At 72.1% G+C, this 13906-nt stretch carries 15 protein-coding genes; 5 read left to right on the forward strand and 10 right to left on the reverse strand.

All coding sequences use genetic code 11. The features are described from left to right. Window positions 1–54 precede the first annotated feature (54 nt). From OO68_RS13580 to OO68_RS13605, 6 genes are all read right to left on the reverse strand, one after another. The gene (locus OO68_RS13580; protein WP_033308580.1) at window positions 55–1317 is read right to left on the reverse strand and encodes a cytochrome P450; all 1263 of its coding nucleotides are present in this window, start codon (window positions 1315–1317) and stop codon (window positions 55–57) included. Continuing rightward, window positions 1314–1916, reverse strand: coding sequence for a GTP-binding protein (locus OO68_RS13585; protein WP_033308581.1), 603 nt, complete (start codon window positions 1914–1916; stop codon window positions 1314–1316). Before OO68_RS13585 ends, OO68_RS13580 begins: the two co-directional genes overlap by 4 nt. Continuing rightward, the gene (locus OO68_RS13590) at window positions 1897–2268 is read right to left on the reverse strand and encodes a DUF742 domain-containing protein (protein ID WP_033308582.1); all 372 of its coding nucleotides are present in this window, start codon (window positions 2266–2268) and stop codon (window positions 1897–1899) included. The genes OO68_RS13585 and OO68_RS13590 overlap by 20 nt, the downstream gene beginning before the upstream one ends. Continuing rightward, window positions 2265–2675 carry a roadblock/LC7 domain-containing protein gene (locus OO68_RS13595; protein ID WP_003994857.1) on the reverse strand — a complete coding sequence of 137 codons (411 nt, stop codon included), beginning with the start codon at window positions 2673–2675 and terminating at the stop codon, window positions 2265–2267. Before OO68_RS13595 ends, OO68_RS13590 begins: the two co-directional genes overlap by 4 nt. Before the next feature lie 4 nt (window positions 2676–2679). Beyond that, complete coding sequence (locus tag OO68_RS13600; RefSeq protein ID WP_033308583.1) at window positions 2680–4446, reverse strand: ATP-binding protein; 1767 nt, start codon at window positions 4444–4446, stop codon at window positions 2680–2682. 269 nt (window positions 4447–4715) lie between these two features. Further along, the gene (locus tag OO68_RS13605) at window positions 4716–5660 is read right to left on the reverse strand and encodes a GlxA family transcriptional regulator (RefSeq protein ID WP_033308584.1); all 945 of its coding nucleotides are present in this window, start codon (window positions 5658–5660) and stop codon (window positions 4716–4718) included. A 71-nt stretch (window positions 5661–5731) separates the two neighbouring features. On the opposite strand from OO68_RS13605, the gene OO68_RS13610 reads away from it, so the two are divergent. Continuing rightward, window positions 5732–6682, forward strand: coding sequence for an NADP-dependent oxidoreductase (locus tag OO68_RS13610; protein ID WP_209442578.1), 951 nt, complete (start codon window positions 5732–5734; stop codon window positions 6680–6682). 825 nt (window positions 6683–7507) lie between these two features. Here the strand turns inward: OO68_RS13610 and OO68_RS13615 are convergent. Both OO68_RS13615 and OO68_RS13620 read right to left on the reverse strand, forming a co-directional pair. Further along, a complete protein-coding gene (locus OO68_RS13615) occupies window positions 7508–8614 on the reverse strand; it encodes an NAD(P)-dependent alcohol dehydrogenase (RefSeq protein ID WP_033308586.1) in 1107 nt (368 codons plus the stop codon). Window positions 8615–8636: 22 nt separating this feature from the next. Then, window positions 8637–10091: an aldehyde dehydrogenase family protein gene (locus OO68_RS13620; RefSeq protein ID WP_033308587.1), complete on the reverse strand. Its 1455-nt coding sequence runs from the start codon at window positions 10089–10091 to the stop codon at window positions 8637–8639. Between the two features lie 112 nt (window positions 10092–10203). Here OO68_RS13620 and OO68_RS13625 point away from each other — a divergent pair, with 112 nt between their 5' ends. The 4 genes from OO68_RS13625 to OO68_RS13640 all read left to right on the forward strand — a co-directional run bounded on the left by OO68_RS13625 (window position 10204) and on the right by OO68_RS13640 (window position 12722). Then, entirely contained in the window at window positions 10204–10641 is a 438-nt protein-coding gene (locus tag OO68_RS13625; RefSeq protein WP_033308588.1) for a MarR family winged helix-turn-helix transcriptional regulator, read from the forward strand. 190 nt (window positions 10642–10831) lie between these two features. Continuing rightward, window positions 10832–11209, forward strand: coding sequence for an anti-sigma factor antagonist (locus tag OO68_RS13630; RefSeq protein ID WP_033308589.1), 378 nt, complete (start codon window positions 10832–10834; stop codon window positions 11207–11209). Between the two features lie 105 nt (window positions 11210–11314). Beyond that, window positions 11315–11977, forward strand: a complete 663-nt coding sequence (locus OO68_RS13635) for a DUF4230 domain-containing protein (RefSeq protein WP_033308590.1) — start codon at window positions 11315–11317, stop codon at window positions 11975–11977. Window positions 11978–12176: 199 nt separating this feature from the next. Next, window positions 12177–12722 carry a VanZ family protein gene (locus tag OO68_RS13640; RefSeq protein ID WP_033308591.1) on the forward strand — a complete coding sequence of 182 codons (546 nt, stop codon included), beginning with the start codon at window positions 12177–12179 and terminating at the stop codon, window positions 12720–12722. 21 nt (window positions 12723–12743) lie between these two features. On the opposite strand, the gene OO68_RS13645 is transcribed toward OO68_RS13640, so the two are convergent. Both OO68_RS13645 and OO68_RS13650 read right to left on the reverse strand, forming a co-directional pair. Then, the gene (locus OO68_RS13645) at window positions 12744–12980 is read right to left on the reverse strand and encodes a hypothetical protein (protein ID WP_031110714.1); all 237 of its coding nucleotides are present in this window, start codon (window positions 12978–12980) and stop codon (window positions 12744–12746) included. Between the two features lie 37 nt (window positions 12981–13017). Next, complete coding sequence (locus OO68_RS13650) at window positions 13018–13830, reverse strand: SDR family oxidoreductase (RefSeq protein WP_051814614.1); 813 nt, start codon at window positions 13828–13830, stop codon at window positions 13018–13020. Between the last annotated feature and the right edge of the window lie 76 nt (window positions 13831–13906).

A 13906-nucleotide genomic window follows, 5' to 3' on the forward strand; every position in this document is an offset into this window, starting at 1 on the left:
CGCCCGCGCCACGCACGGCGTTGCCCGGCCGGAAACCGGCCGGGCAACGGTCCGTCAGGTGTGGACCTGGACGGCGAACTCGACCGGCAGGCTGTCCAGCCGGGACTCCCACGTGGAGGCGGTCGAGCCGAGTTCCTCCGGCGGTACGGCCAGGCGCAGGTCCGGCAGCCGGAGCAGCAGGACGCCCACGCCGATCTCGATGATGGACTGGCCGATGTTCTGCCCCGGGCACTCGTGCGGTCCGGAGCTGAACGCCAGGTGCGACTGGTTGCCCTGCACGGCGACGGCCGAGTCGGGCCGTACTTCCGGGTCGAGGTTGCCGGCGGCCAGGCCCAGGATGAGCAGTTCACCCTCCTGGACGTGATGGCCTCCGAGCTCCAGGTCGGCGGTTGCGAACCGGCCCGGCAGCACGGACAGCGGCGGGGTGTCCCACATGACCTCTTCCACCACCGAGGAGATGTTCAGCTCCCCGCTGACCAGACCGGACAGCCGCGCGGAGTCGGTGAGGACCCGTTGCAGGACCCGGGCCAGCAGGTTGCTGGTGGTGGTGTGCGCGGCGATCAGCACCAGGCGCAGATGGCTGACGACCTCGTCGTGGTCGAGGCCGGCCGGGTGCTCCAGCAGGGCGGTGGCGAAGTCGGAGCCCGGCTCGGCCCGCTTGCGCTCGGCGAGTTCCGCGAGGATCTGCATGATCCGGTCGTTGTGCTCCAGGGCGCCCTCACCGCCCTTGAAGACCTCGGCGCACGACTCGATCAGGCGTTGCCCATCCGCCGCGGGGAGGCCCAGCATCCTGGTGAGCACGAGCATCGGCAGCTGCTCGGCGTAGTCGGCCACGAGGTCGGCGCGCCCGGCGTCGGCGAATGCGTCGATCTGTTTGTTCGCGAAGTACGTGACGTGCCGCCGGATGCCCCGGGTGGCCGCCGCCTGCAACCCGTCGGTGACGGCGCCACGGAGCCTGCGGTGCGGTTCGCCGTCCTGGGACACACAGTCGGGGCGCCAGCCGACCATCGGCATGATCGGCGAGGTCTCCTCGATCCGGCCCTCCCGCCAGTCCCGCCAGATCCGCGCGTCCCGGCTGAACTGGCGGGGGTTGTCCAGCACCCGCCGGTTGTCGCGGTAGCCGAGCACCAACCAGGCGGGCACATCGCCCTCCAGCAGGACCGGCGCGACCGAGCCGTGCTCCTTGCGCAGCCGCTCGTAGATGCCCGCCGGGTCGGTCGCCGCCTCCGGACCGTACAGCCGGGCCGGATCAGCCCCGTGGTGGGCGACGGGGCAGCCCCGCACGGCCTGGAGGGAGTTGTCGGTCGAATCGTTCATCGGGGCTCCAGGGCCACGGCCGAGCGTTCCTTCAGATGGTGGATCAGTGCGACCAGGACGTCCCGGCTGGAGGCCCGGTCGCGGGCGTCGAAGGCCACGACGGGGGTGTGCTCGGGGATGTCCAGGGCGTCCCTGATCTCCTCGACCGGGTAGTTCCGCGAGTCGGGGAAGACGTTCAGTGCGACCACGAAGGGGACTTCCAGGCGCTCCATCTCCTCGATCGCCCGGAAACTGGACTCCAGGCGGCGCGTGTCCACCAGGACGACCGCGCCGAGGGCCCCTTTGAACAGCCCGTTCCACAGGAACCAGAACCGTTCCTGCCCGGGCGTGCCGAACAGGTACAGCACCAGGCTCTCGTTGATGCCGATCTTGCCGAAGTCCAGGCTGACGGTGGTCTGCGTCTTGTCGGCGACGCCGATGAGGTGGTCGACGTCGGCACTGGCCTGGGTGAGGGTCTCCTCGGTGGTGAGCGGCTTGATGTCGCTGACCGACCGGACCATGGTGGTCTTCCCGGTGCCGAACCCGCCGGCGATCATCACCTTCACCGAGCGGGCCTCCCCGGCCGAGCCTCCGGGTTGGTCAAAGCCTTTCAAGTCCACTGAGTACCTCCTCAAGGAGCGCGAGGTCGGGCCCGCGGCCGGCGTCGTGCGCCGGGATGGGGTTACGGGCTTCGACGCGACCTGCGTCCAGCAGGTCCGACAGCAGCACCGCGAGAATGTTGAAGGGGAGCCCGAGGTGAGCGCCGAGCTCGGCGACCGACAGCGGGTCGCGGCAGCGGCGGAGGATCTCCTCGTGCTCGTGCTGCATGCCCGGTAACGGGGCGGCGCGGGAGACGACGAGGGTCGCCACGTCGAGGCTCGACGCCGAACCGCCCGGTCCGCTGCGCCCACCCGTGAGGACGTAGTAGCGCTCGAGACCGGACGGGTCCGACGGTCTGCGGGGAGCACTCATCCAGAGTGCTCCTCCAGGCGCGGAGTGGTGCCGAGGAGCTCACCCATCCTGCGGGCCAGGTCCCTCATCTGGTGCCCGAGCAGGCCCTGGTCGAGGCCTTCCCTGGCGAGGACACCGAGGTACGTCTCCACGCCCGCGCGCACGACGAAGAGGTGTCCGCCGTCCACCTCGATCATCGCGAGGCGCAGCTGACCGGCGTACTTGGGGAACTGCTCGGCGACCGGCTGGGCCAGGGCCTGCAGGCCGGCCACCACGGCCGCGAAGCGGTCGACGTCGTCGGGGTCTTCGGCGCCGTAGGAGGTGATGGCCTTGCCGTCGCTGGAGGCCACGAGGGCGAAACGGATCTCCTGGATGCTCTCGACGAGATCGCGGAGCGCCCAGCTCACATCTGTTCCTTGTTGCGTCATGGGACTAGTCGCTCTCTTGGGTGCGGTGCTCGGTGTACTCGCGGCCGGCGGGGGTGTCGCGGTCGCCGGCCGGCTCGGAGGCCTCCGCCGCGTCGCGTCCGGCGGTGGCGAAGGCGGCGAGACCCGAGAAGGACGCGTCCGGCGGAACGGCGGCGACGGTGCCCCGGTCGGTCCGTTCGGCCGGCCTGGGCGCCTCCGCCTCGTTGCGCTTGCTGCGGCGCCGGGGCAGTCCGCCGGGTGTGGTCTCCGCGGTCTCCGCCTGCGCGGCCCGTGGCTGGGGCACGGTGGCCGTCTCGCGGGCCGGGGCCGCGGTCGCGGTGCGCGCCTGCGGGACGGGGGCGGGCGCGGCCGGTGCGGTCGCGGCCGTGGGCAGCGGGCTGAAGTACTTGTGCGGGACCACGACCACCACGGAGGTTCCGAGCCACGGCGAGTCCGCGAAGGTGACGCGGATGCCGTAGCGGCGGGCGAGGCCACCGACGACGCGCAGGCCGATGTTGGCGTCCTCGGTGATGCCGCCGAGGCCCGCGCCGGGCGCGGTGCCCGCGAGGGCGTGCTCGGCCTCGCGCTTCTTCTCCTCGCTCAGGCCCTTGCCGGAGTCCTGGATTTCGATGCCGACGCCGTTGGGGACCTCCTTGCCTGAGATGAGCACCGGCTCGGTGGGCGGCGAGTAGCGGGCCGCGTTGTCCAGGAGGTGGGCCAGGATCAGCGTGAGGTGGTCGACGAGGCCGCCGTCGACGCCCAGTTCGGGCAGGTGGCGCACCTGGATCCGGTGGAAGTCCTTGATCCGGCCGATGCCGCCGCGCACCACGCTCAGCAGCCGCTGCGGCTCCTGCCACTGCCGGCCGGGCCGGTCGGAGCCGCCGAGCACGCCGATGCTCGCGGCGAGCGAGTCGGCGGGGCCGAGCTCCTGGTCGAGCTCCATCAGGCCCCGGGCGACGGCCGGCAGCCGGCCGTGCTCGCCCTGCATTTCGTGCAGACGGCCGCGGAGTTTGCTGGTCAGGACATGGATGCGGTTGCCGATGCTGATCACGGCCTGTTCGGCGGAGGTGGAGCGGTCGAACTCCGCCTCCAGGCCGATCAGGGAGGTGCGCAGCAGCTTGCGCAGCTCGGCCTGGAGCTCCGAACTGACCTTGGCGCACTGGTTGACCGTGGGCAGCAGGTCGTCGATGGCGTCGCCGGCGCGCAGCTTCTCCATCGCGTCGGGCAGCTGCTCGTCGGCGAGCCGAGCGACCGCGGCGAGCTGGTGGGTGAGCTGTTCCTGCCAGACCTCGGCCTGGTCGGCGAGCTGCGCCTCGTAGGAGGTGGCCTGCTCGGTCAGCCGTTCCTCATAGGCCCGGGACCGGTCGGCGAGCTGCGTCTCGTACGTGCTGCTCTGGTCGGCGAGCTGTTTCTCGTACGTCGCGCTCTGCTCGGCCAGGCGTCGCTCGTAGGCCGTGTTCTGTTCGTTGAGCTGGGATTCCAGCGTGGCGCGTTCGGCGGCGAACTTGCGTTCCAGGCCTGCCACATGCTGCTGCCACTGCTGGTTGTGCTCGGCCTGCGTGGTGCGGAAGGAGCCTTCCGCCCGGTGCAGTTGGGCCCGGGTGCGCAGCAGCAGCCGTACGCACACGGCACCGGCCGCCGTCGCCGCGATTCCGGCGACGGCCGCGGTTATTCGATCCGAGCTCATGAACGTGGCGGCAACGGTCCCGCCTCCCAAGCCCAGCGGCATCAACCACCAGCTGTACCAGGCGACAGGGGCCCGCGCCGCCGGTGGCGGAGTGGCGAGTTCCATCTGCATCCTTCGAAGCAACACGATCGAACGGGGGGGTGTGGATCGCACTCATGAGTACGCACCGCGAGTCGACTGGACGCGATCGCGTCAACTCGCAGCGCCGATCGGAACCCTATCGGGTTTGGACCCGAAAGGATCAATCTCGACCCCCTCCGGACGTGAGGGTTCCGTCACGCTCCGAGAGAAGGCAACAGGTCGACAAATGGCTTTGCTGTCACTGGAATTGGCGTTGTATCAGGTGAGGGGGCACCTGCCTGCCGCCTTCGGTGTCAGCGCGCGGTCTGGAAGGTGCGGCGGTAGGCCTGCGGGGAGACACCGATCGCCGTGTGCAGGTGCTGGCGCAGGGAGGCGCCGGTCGCGAAGCCGACCCGGCCCGCGATCTGATCGACCGTCAGGTCGCTGGACTCCAGCAGCTGCCGGGCCCGCGCCACGCGCTGCTGGATCAGCCAGCGGCCGGGGCTGAGACCCACCTCGTCGTGGAAGCGGCGGGCGAAGGTGCGCCGGCTCATCCGCGCGTGGCCGGAGAGGTCGGCCAGGGTGAGGGGTTCACCGAGGCGCTCCAGCGCCCAGGCGCGGGTGGCCGCGGTGCTCGCGGCGCCCTGCTCGGGGACGGGCTGCTCGATGTACTGGGCCTGGCCGCCGTCCCGGAAGGGCGGGACGACGCAGCGGCGGGCGACGCTGTTGGCGAGGCGGCTGCCGTGGTCCTTGCGGACGAGGTGCAGGCAGATGTCCACGCCGGAGGCGGCCCCGGCGGAGGTGAGGAACGGGTGATCGTCGACGAAGAGCACGTCCGGGTCGAGGCCGACCCGCGGGAACATGCGCCGGAAGCGGTCGGCGACCTGCCAGTGGGTAGTCGCCCGGCGCCCGTCGAGGAGGCCCGCGGCGGCGAGCACGAAGGCGCCGGTGCAGATGGAGACGATGCGGGTGCCGGGGCGGATGAGCGTGAGGGCGGCCAGGACGCCGCCGGGCACCTCGTCGGTGAGCCGGTCGGGCGCGACGGGAGCGATCACCACCGTGTCCGCCGTGGCCAGGGCCTCGGGGCCGTGCTCCACGGTGACGCCGAAGTCCGCATTGGTGCGTACCGGACGGCCGTCGACCGAGCAGGTGAGGACCTCGTACCGGCCGTCGGCCGCGCCGAGGATCCGGCTGGGGATGCCCAGCTCGAAGGGGTACACCCCGTCCAGGGCCAGGACCACCACTCGTTCACGTCGCATGGCACGATCGTATCGAATGTTGGCAATCTTGCCATTGGCGCGGGGTCCGCGGACCGGCACGCTGGATGACCATGAGCACACAGAACACGATGCGAGCCATCAGCCAGGACGTCCTCGGCGGTCCCGAGGTCCTCAAGGAAGTGGAGATCGAGCGCCCGGTACCGAAGCCGAACGAGGTGCTGGTCCGGGTGCGGGCCGCCGGGGTCAACCCGACCGACTGGAAGCACCGGGCGACCGGCGGGTTCCTGGGCGAGCCGCCCTTCGTCCTGGGCTGGGACGTCTCCGGGGTCGTGGAGGCGGTCGGCATCGGCGTGGTGGCCTTCGCGCCCGGGGACGAGGTCTTCGGCATGCTGCCGTACCCGTACGGGCACGGCTCGCACGCCGAGTACGTCATCGCCCCCGTCCGCGCCCTCGCCCGCAAGCCGGCCGGTGTCGACCACACCCAGGCGGGCGCGCTGCCGCTGGTCTCGCTCACCGCCTGGCAGGCGCTCACCGAGCACGCGGGCCTCCGGCCCGGGCAGCGGGTGCTGATCCACGCGGCGGCGGGCGGGGTCGGGCACGTGGCGGTGCAGATCGCCAAGGCGCGCGGCGCGTACGTGATCGGCACCGCGAGCGCGGGCAAGCACGAGTTCCTGCGCGGGATCGGTGTCGACGAGACGATCGACTACCGGGAGACGGACTTCACCGAGGCCGTGAAGGACGCCGACGTCGTCCTGGACACGATCGGCGGCGACAACGCCCAGCGCTCCCTGCGCGTGCTGCGCCCCGGCGGCGTCCTGGTGTCGATCCTCCCGGTCGGCCCGGACGACCTCTACGAGGAGGCCGAGCGGCTCGGTGTGCGGGCGCTGCGGATGCTGGTGGACGCCGATCGCAGCGGCATGGAGGCGATCGCGGATCTGGTCGGGGCGGGGAAGCTGCGCGCCACGATCGCCGGCACGTTCCCGCTGGCCGATGCCGCCGAGGCCCACACCCTCGGCGACACCGGCCGCACGACGGGGAAGCTGGTGCTGCTGAACGACTGAGCCCGCCGACCTGGGCGCGGGGCCCGTGCCTGTCGAGGGCGTGCTTCCCGGGGACGGTCTCGGCGTCGCTGTGGTCGCCTCGTCGCGGAGACGCGGGCGCGAGGCGGGCCGCCGGACGGGAGCCCTGGCCCAGAGGGCGCGCAGGCCCCAGGGCCTCTGCTTCCGGCCGGCCCGCGGCACGGGCCACGGCCCCGCGCTCCCCGCGGGTCCAACAACGGCGACGCCCCATGACAGAGGCGTAACCGGCCTCCGTCCGGCCGGGGCGGCCCGGGCCGCCCGCGGGTGCGAGTAGCCCGGCCGACCGACGATGGATGAACCCCTCGGGCACGGCTCCGCCGCCGGGCGGGCGCCGCCGGGCACGGCGTAGGCCCCCCGGCCACCCGACGGGGGAACCCGCCGGCCACAGCTCCGCCGCTGTACAAACGGGCGCCGCCGGGCACGGCGTAGCCCTGGACGGCTCCACCGGGTGACCGCAGACGCGTCGGGACGGGTCCGGCCGGACCCGTCCCGTCTTGCACGGAGCGGCATCCACCGGTACCCCCGAGCTACTCCGGGAGCCACACCGCCGTCGGCGGTGGGCTCACGCGCTCGCGCCCTGCCCGATCGCCGAGCACTCGACGCACCGGCCTCGAAGCCGGGCACCGCCGAAGGCCGCAGGTCCGGTCTCCCTGTCGGCCCGGCCGGTCATTTCCACGCGGTCGGCGGGTTCGGCCTTTCCGGGGGCGCGGGGAACTGCGCGACGGGCCACTGACGTCCCGCGCCCGCCCGCACACCAGAACCCCCGAGCTCCGAGGCGCCCCGTCCAAGCGGCGCAGCTATGGTGCGTCAGAACGTCAGGACCGGCTTGATCGTCTTGCCCGACCTCATGTCCTGGACCGCCCGGTCGATGTCCCCGAAGGGATACGTGCTGATCAGGCGGTGCAGCGGGAGGCGTCCGTCCTTCACCAGGCGGACCAGGGCCGGGATCATGGTCTGGGTCTCGCTGTCGCCGAGGGTGAGGCCGACGATCCGCTTGCCGCCGAGGAGGCCGTTGACGTCCAGGGCGACCTCGGTGCCGAAGGGCGGGGCGCCGACGACGACCAGGGTGCCGCGCGCGGCCAGCGCGTCGACGCCCAGCCGGAGGACGCCGACGTCGCCCGTGGTCTCGACGATCCCGTCCGCGCCCTGCCCGCCGGTGATCTCGGCGAGGGCCGGGGCGAGATCCGTCCCGCTCGTGTCGACGGTGTGGGTCGCCCCCAGTTCCTCTGCGAGCGACAGGCGTTCGGCGACCCGGTCGACGGCGACGATCCTGGTGGCCGGGGTGAGGGCCGCCGCCATCACGGCCGACAGGCCGACCGCTCCGGCGCCCAGGACCACGACCGTGCCACCGGTCTCCGGCTTCAGGACGTTCCACACGGCGCCCACACCGGTCTGCACGCCGCAGCCCAGCGGGGCGATCGACGCCGGCGGCACGTCCGGGTCGACCTTGACGAGGCTGCGCTCGTCGGCCAGGGCCAGTTCGGCGAAGGAGGACTGGCCGAAGAAGTGGCCGCCCAGGGCCTCGCCGCCCCGGCTGATGGTGCTGGTGCCGTCGGCCCGGCCACCGCCGATCAGGTTCAGCGGCAGCCAGGTCGCGCAGTACGCGGGGTGGCCGCCGCGGCAGTTGCGGCAGTGGCCGCAGGAGGTGAAGGAGAGCAGGACATGATCGCCCGGCGCGACGCCGGTGACGGCGGAGCCGACGGCCTCGACGACGCCGGCCCCCTCGTGGCCCAGCACGCCGGGCAGCGGGAAGGGCAGTCCGCCGCTCGCCACCCCCAGGTCGGTGTGGCACAGGCCGGCGGCGGTCATGCGGACCAGCGCCTCGTGCGGGCCGGGTGCGTCGAGGACGACGTCGGAGAGGGTGAAGGGCGCGCCGCCGGACTCGACGACCGCGGCACGGGTGGTGGTGGACATCGTGATGACTCCTGGACGGTTCTCAGTCGAGCGAGACGACGACGGACTTGACCTTGGTGTAACCGGCGAGGGCCTCAGGCCCGTATTCGCGGCCGTAGCCGGAGTCCTTCACTCCGCCGAAGGGCACCGCCGGGTCGAGCATCGCCCAGTCGTTGACCCAGACGATGCCGGCCTGGAGCCGGCCGGCGACGCGGTGCGCGCGGGCGACGTTGCCGGTCTGGACGCCCGAGGCCAGGCCGTAGGGCGTGGAGTTGGCGAGGGCGACGGCCTCGTCCTCGTCGTCGAAGGGCTGCACGGTGAGGACCGGGCCGAAGATCTCCTCCTGGACGACGCGGGAGTCGTTCGCCAGGTCGGCGATGACGGTGGGCTTGTAGTAGTAGCCGCCGTCGAGGTCGAGCCGTTCGCCGCCGCAGACGATGCGGGCGCCTTCCATGCGGGCCAGGGCGACGTACTCCTCGACCTTCTTCAGGTGCTTCTCGGCCGCCATCGGGCCGACGACCGTGGCCGGGTCGCGCGGGTCGCCGACCGGCACACCGGGCACGGCCTCGGCGAGGATGCCGAGCAGGGTGGGGTACACCGAGCGGGCCACCAGCAGGCGCGGGCCGCCCATGCAGAACTGGCCGGTGTTGAAGACGAAGCCCTTGATGACCGCGCCGACCGCCTTCTCCAGGTCGGCGTCCTCGAACACGATGTGGGCGGCGTTGCCGCCGAGCTCCATGGTGACGGGCTTGAGCGCCTCGCCCGCGACGCTCGCCACGTGCCGGCCGATCGCGGTGGAGCCGGTGAAGGCGACCTTGTCGACGCCGCGGTGGCGCAGCAGCGCCTCGCCGGCCACCGGGCCGGTGCCGGTCACGACGTTGACCACGCCGTCGGGGACGCCCGCCTCCTGGAGCAGCCGGGCCATGTACAGGGCGCTGAGCGGCGTCTCGTCGGCGGGCTTGTGGACGACGGTGTTGCCGGCCGCGAGGGCGGGGGCGAGCTTGGAGCCGGCGAGGATCAGCGGGAAGTTGAACGGGGTGATCGCGGCGACCACGCCGAGGGGCTCGCGCCTGGTGTAGGCGAGGGCGTTCATGGGGGTCTCGCGCAGGGCGCCGTCCTGGCTCTGGGCGAGGTTCGCGAAGTACTCGTAGTCGTTGGCCGCGTTCGTCACGTCGACCGCGCCGCACAGCGTGACCGGCTTGCCGACGTCGAGGCTTTCCAGTGCGGCGAGCTCCTCGGCGTTCTCCCGGATCAGCGCGGCGACGCGGTGCAGCACCCGGCCGCGCTCGCGGCCACTCAGGCCGGACCAGGCACCGTCGTCGAAGGCCTCGCGGGCGGCGCGCGCGGCGGCGTCGACGTCGGCGGGGCCCGCCTCGGCGACGGTGGTGACGGTCGTGCCCCGGGACGGGTCGACCACCTCGGTGCGCGCTCCGTCGGCGGCCTCGCGCCATCGGCCCCCGATGAACAGCTGTCCGGGTGTGCTCTCGAAGGTGGTCATCACCACTCCTCAGCGTCGTCGCCAAGATTTCCAAGTTTTCAACAAACAGGATTCCTGTCTGTGCGCAGTCTCTTTACGGACAGGTTTCCTGTCAATGGTCTAGCCTGCTCCCATGCTCGACACACAGGTGACCAAGGCACCCCCTTCCCTGCTCTACATGGTCAAGCAGGTGGAGCTCGTCGTGCGCTCCCACCTGGACGAGCTGGTCAGACCTTCCGGGATCACCGCTCTCCAGTACACCGCGCTGACCGTGCTGGAGCGGCACGACGGACTCTCCGCGGCCCAGCTGGCACGCGACTCCTTCGTCACCGCACAGTCCATCGCTGACCTGGTCCGCTCCCTCCAGGGGCGCGGGCTGGTGCGTCGCGAGCGCAACCCCCGCAACCGCCGGGAGCTGCTCATCCTCCTCACCGACGCCGGCCGCGAGCTGCTCGCCCGGCACGCCGGACCCGTCCGGGAGCTGGAGGAGCGGATGGTGCGCGACCTCACGGCGCACCAGACGGAGCAGTTCCGCCAGGCGCTCACCCGGGCCTGGCACGCCCTGTCGTAGCGGAGCGCACCCCCCGCGGCGCCCCCCGCGCACGCCCCGGCGTGAACCTCGGCCAACTCGGCCGGAATTCAAAGACATATGTCAATCGAACATGCTCAAATTCACTCGTTGGAGGGTAACTTGCAGGGCGGGGAGCGGTGTTGAGCCGTGGCCCCTCCCACGCACGGAGCAGGCTGGAGGCGATCTCGTCGTGCGGCAGGAACCTGCACCGCTCACCCGGCATCTGCGCGTCCGCCAGGAACGTGGGCACACGGTGCTGGAGTTCCTCGGCGAGATCGACCTCGCCGCGGCCGCGGAGATCGCACCGCACCTGGACCGGGAGACGGACCGCCCCGCCGCCCGCGTCGTGATCGACCTCACCGGGATCGACTTCTTCGACTGCTCCGGACTGCGGCTGCTGTACCGGGCCCGCAGCAGGGTGCTGGAACGGCGGGGACAGGTGCTGCTCGTCTGCGCGCACCCGCTCACGCTGCGCGTCCTGCGGATCACCGGCCTGTCCCGGATCCTGCCCCCGCAGCCGACGCTGGACGCCGCGCTGGAACAGCCGGAGCCGACCTCCCGACCGTGACGGGTGTGCGCCCCACGTGCTTCCGCCGGAGTCGTTCCCTCTTCAACTCGGCGGTCTGGCGCGGGACGTGGCGGGCATCCGGACAGTAGGAAGGAGGGCCGTCGTATGACGACTCCCGTCAAGCGCCTCCCCAGGCGCATGCCCGGCTGGGCGAAGGTGGTGGCCGCGCTCGTGCTGGTGCTGGTGGTGTTCTTCGCCGGGCTCCGGCTGAGCGTGATCCCGGGCCTGAAGGACCTGTTCGGCACCGAGACGCACGACCGGTCCGGTCCCGCGCTGCTGAAATCCATCCAGGACATCAGCCGTTACGACGCCGCCTCCGGCAACTTCCAGGTCGTCGTCGACCTGGAGAAGGACGCCAAGCTGCTGCCCGACGCCATCCGCGGCACCCGCACGCTGTACGTCGGCGCGGGCACCGTCGACGCCTATGTCGACCTCGGCAAGATCGGCGAGAACGACGTGAAGGTCAACGGCGACCGCACGTCCGCCACGCTGCGGCTGCCCCACGCACAGCTGGGCAAGCCCGCCCTCGACCCCGACCGCTCCTACGCGGTCTCCAAGCAGCGCGGTCTCTTCGACCGGCTCGGGGACCTCTTCTCGGACAACCCCAACGGCGAACAGGCCGTGCAGAAGCTCGCGGTGCGGCACATCGGCGAGGCGGCGAAGGAGAGCGAGCTGACCGCACGCGCCGAGTCCAACACCACCGGCATGCTCGAAGGCCTGCTGCGCTCCCTGGGCTTCAAGGAGGTGCGCGTCTCGTACGGGAGCTGACCGGCTTCCGTACGCGACGTGATCCCGCCGGGAGTGCTCCGGCCGAATGCGGGAAACGGAGGGTGGGAGCGATCCCCGGCCACGGCCCCCCGGCGATGTCACCGGAGGCCGTGGCCGGGAACGCACCTTCCACGGCATCGTCGGCCCGACCGGGGGTAACCGCCGTGTCACGCAGGGAAGTTCAAGACTGGAGGACCGAATGGCCAGTGCAGCCTCACGTCCCCGGACCGCCGGGTCCGGGAGCGAGCGACGCCCGCTCCCGCTGCCCCTCCGGCTGCTGGCGATGGTGTGCGCGTTCACGTTCATGGTCGCCTTCGCGGTGGTGCTGGCCCGGCTGACCCTGCAGCCCTCGCCCGCCTCGGAGGCGCTGACCCACAGCAACCTGACGCCGGGCAGCTCCCTGAAGGCCTATCTCGACCAGCCCGAACTGCGCGACGCCGTCAAGCAGATCGGCGGCAACATCCTGCTGGGCGTTCCCTTCGGCGTCCTCGTGCCGGTGGTCGCCCCGCGCACCCGGGGCATCCTGCGCGTGCTGCTCCTGACCGCGACCGTGATGCTCCTGGTGGAATTCGCCCAGGGCGCGCTGGTCACCGGCCGCGCCTTCGACATCGACGACGTGATCCTCAACACGACGGGCGCGCTCATCGGTTACCTGCTCCTGGGCCGCCGCCTCAGCAGGGCCGTCCACGCGCGCAGGCCCCGCCGGGGCCGGGCAGGAGAGAAGTCACCGGCCGGCAAGGCCTAGCCCGCATCCACGCCGCACGGCCTAGTGCACGGTCCAGGTGAACTTGTCTCCGCCCACCCACCGGACCACGTCCGGGTCGTCCATGTCGTGCACGGTGATGCCGAACGCGGCCGCGGCCGCCAGCACGTCGGTGACGGCCCGGGCCTCTCCGACCACCTGGCCGTCGATCTGCACGATCCGGAACGGCGGTGTGCCGGGTTGCACCCCGAGCACCAGGATCCGCGGGTGGGATATGTACGGGCTCGCGCTTTCGGTCATGCATCGAGCGTAGAACGCAACCGGCGGCGGCGCGGGTTCAGGGACGGCGCCAGTCGTCACCGGTGAGGTGGGAACCGGCCTGCGGACCCATCCGGAGCATGCCGCCGTCGACGCTCCAGGACGCGCCGGTGACGTACGAGGCGTCCGGGCCGGCGAGGAAGGCGACGACGGCGGCGACCTCGCGGGCGTCTCCGGGCCGGCCGAGCGGGATGCCCGGGCGGCTCTCGGTGTGCGGGTCGGTGTCCTCCTGGCCGGTCATGGGCGTGGCGATCTCGCCCGGGGCGACGGCGTTGACGGTGATGTGGTGCTCGGCCAGTTCAAGCGCCATGACCTGGGTGAGCAGCCCGAGACCGCCCTTGGCGGCGCAGTAGGGGGCGGCGCCCACCCGCGGCTGGTGCTCGTGCACGGACGTGACGTTGATGATCCGGCCGCCCTCACCGTGGTCGATCATGTGCCGGGCCGCCTTCTGCCCGCACAGGAACGGCCCGACGAGATCGACGTCCAGGACCTCGCGCACGTCGGACAGCTCCAGGTCAAGGTAGGGCGTCATGGTGCCGGTCCCGGCGTTGTTGACCAGCACGTCGATGCGGCCGAGCCGCTCGCACAGGTCGTCGACGGTGTCGGCGGCGTCGGGCAGCCGGGTGAGGTCCATCCGGGCGACCTCGGCCCGCTGCCCGTGGGCACGCACCTCGTCGGCCGTCTCCTCGGCGCCCTTGCGGTCGCTGTGATAGGTGATGCCGACGTCCATCCCCGCCCGCGCCAGGTGGACGGCGGTGGCGCGGCCGATGCCGGAATCGGCGCCGGTGATCACGGCGACCTTGCTGGGGGACGCGCTGGTGGCGGCGGACATGACGAGCCTCCTCGTCGGCGGGGCCGGGACGAGGCATCGCAGTACCCGGGGGGACACCGGGCAAACCGTCCGCCCG

The sequence above is a fragment of the Streptomyces iakyrus genome, from assembly GCF_000717055.1.
In the GTDB taxonomy this organism is placed as follows: Bacteria; Actinomycetota; Actinomycetes; order Streptomycetales; family Streptomycetaceae; genus Streptomyces; species Streptomyces iakyrus.

What these genes read in the sequence shown, in the direction of transcription:
- OO68_RS13580 (WP_033308580.1), bottom strand. Translation starts at nt 1,317, where the DNA reads ATGAACGATTCGACCGACAACTCCCTCCAGGCCGTGCGGGGCTGCCCC.
- OO68_RS13590 (WP_033308582.1), bottom strand. Translation starts at nt 2,268, where the DNA reads ATGAGTGCTCCCCGCAGACCGTCGGACCCGTCCGGTCTCGAGCGCTAC.
- OO68_RS13595 (WP_003994857.1), bottom strand. Translation starts at nt 2,675, where the DNA reads ATGACGCAACAAGGAACAGATGTGAGCTGGGCGCTCCGCGATCTCGTC.
- OO68_RS13600 (WP_033308583.1), bottom strand. Translation starts at nt 4,446, where the DNA reads ATGGAACTCGCCACTCCGCCACCGGCGGCGCGGGCCCCTGTCGCCTGG.
- OO68_RS13605 (WP_033308584.1), bottom strand. Translation starts at nt 5,660, where the DNA reads ATGCGACGTGAACGAGTGGTGGTCCTGGCCCTGGACGGGGTGTACCCC.
- OO68_RS13610 (WP_209442578.1), top strand. Translation starts at nt 5,732, where the DNA reads ATGAGCACACAGAACACGATGCGAGCCATCAGCCAGGACGTCCTCGGC.
- OO68_RS13615 (WP_033308586.1), bottom strand. Translation starts at nt 8,614, where the DNA reads ATGTCCACCACCACCCGTGCCGCGGTCGTCGAGTCCGGCGGCGCGCCC.
- OO68_RS13620 (WP_033308587.1), bottom strand. Translation starts at nt 10,091, where the DNA reads ATGACCACCTTCGAGAGCACACCCGGACAGCTGTTCATCGGGGGCCGA.
- OO68_RS13625 (WP_033308588.1), top strand. Translation starts at nt 10,204, where the DNA reads ATGCTCGACACACAGGTGACCAAGGCACCCCCTTCCCTGCTCTACATG.
- OO68_RS13635 (WP_033308590.1), top strand. Translation starts at nt 11,315, where the DNA reads ATGACGACTCCCGTCAAGCGCCTCCCCAGGCGCATGCCCGGCTGGGCG.
- OO68_RS13640 (WP_033308591.1), top strand. Translation starts at nt 12,177, where the DNA reads ATGGCCAGTGCAGCCTCACGTCCCCGGACCGCCGGGTCCGGGAGCGAG.
- OO68_RS13645 (WP_031110714.1), bottom strand. Translation starts at nt 12,980, where the DNA reads ATGACCGAAAGCGCGAGCCCGTACATATCCCACCCGCGGATCCTGGTG.
- OO68_RS13650 (WP_051814614.1), bottom strand. Translation starts at nt 13,830, where the DNA reads ATGTCCGCCGCCACCAGCGCGTCCCCCAGCAAGGTCGCCGTGATCACC.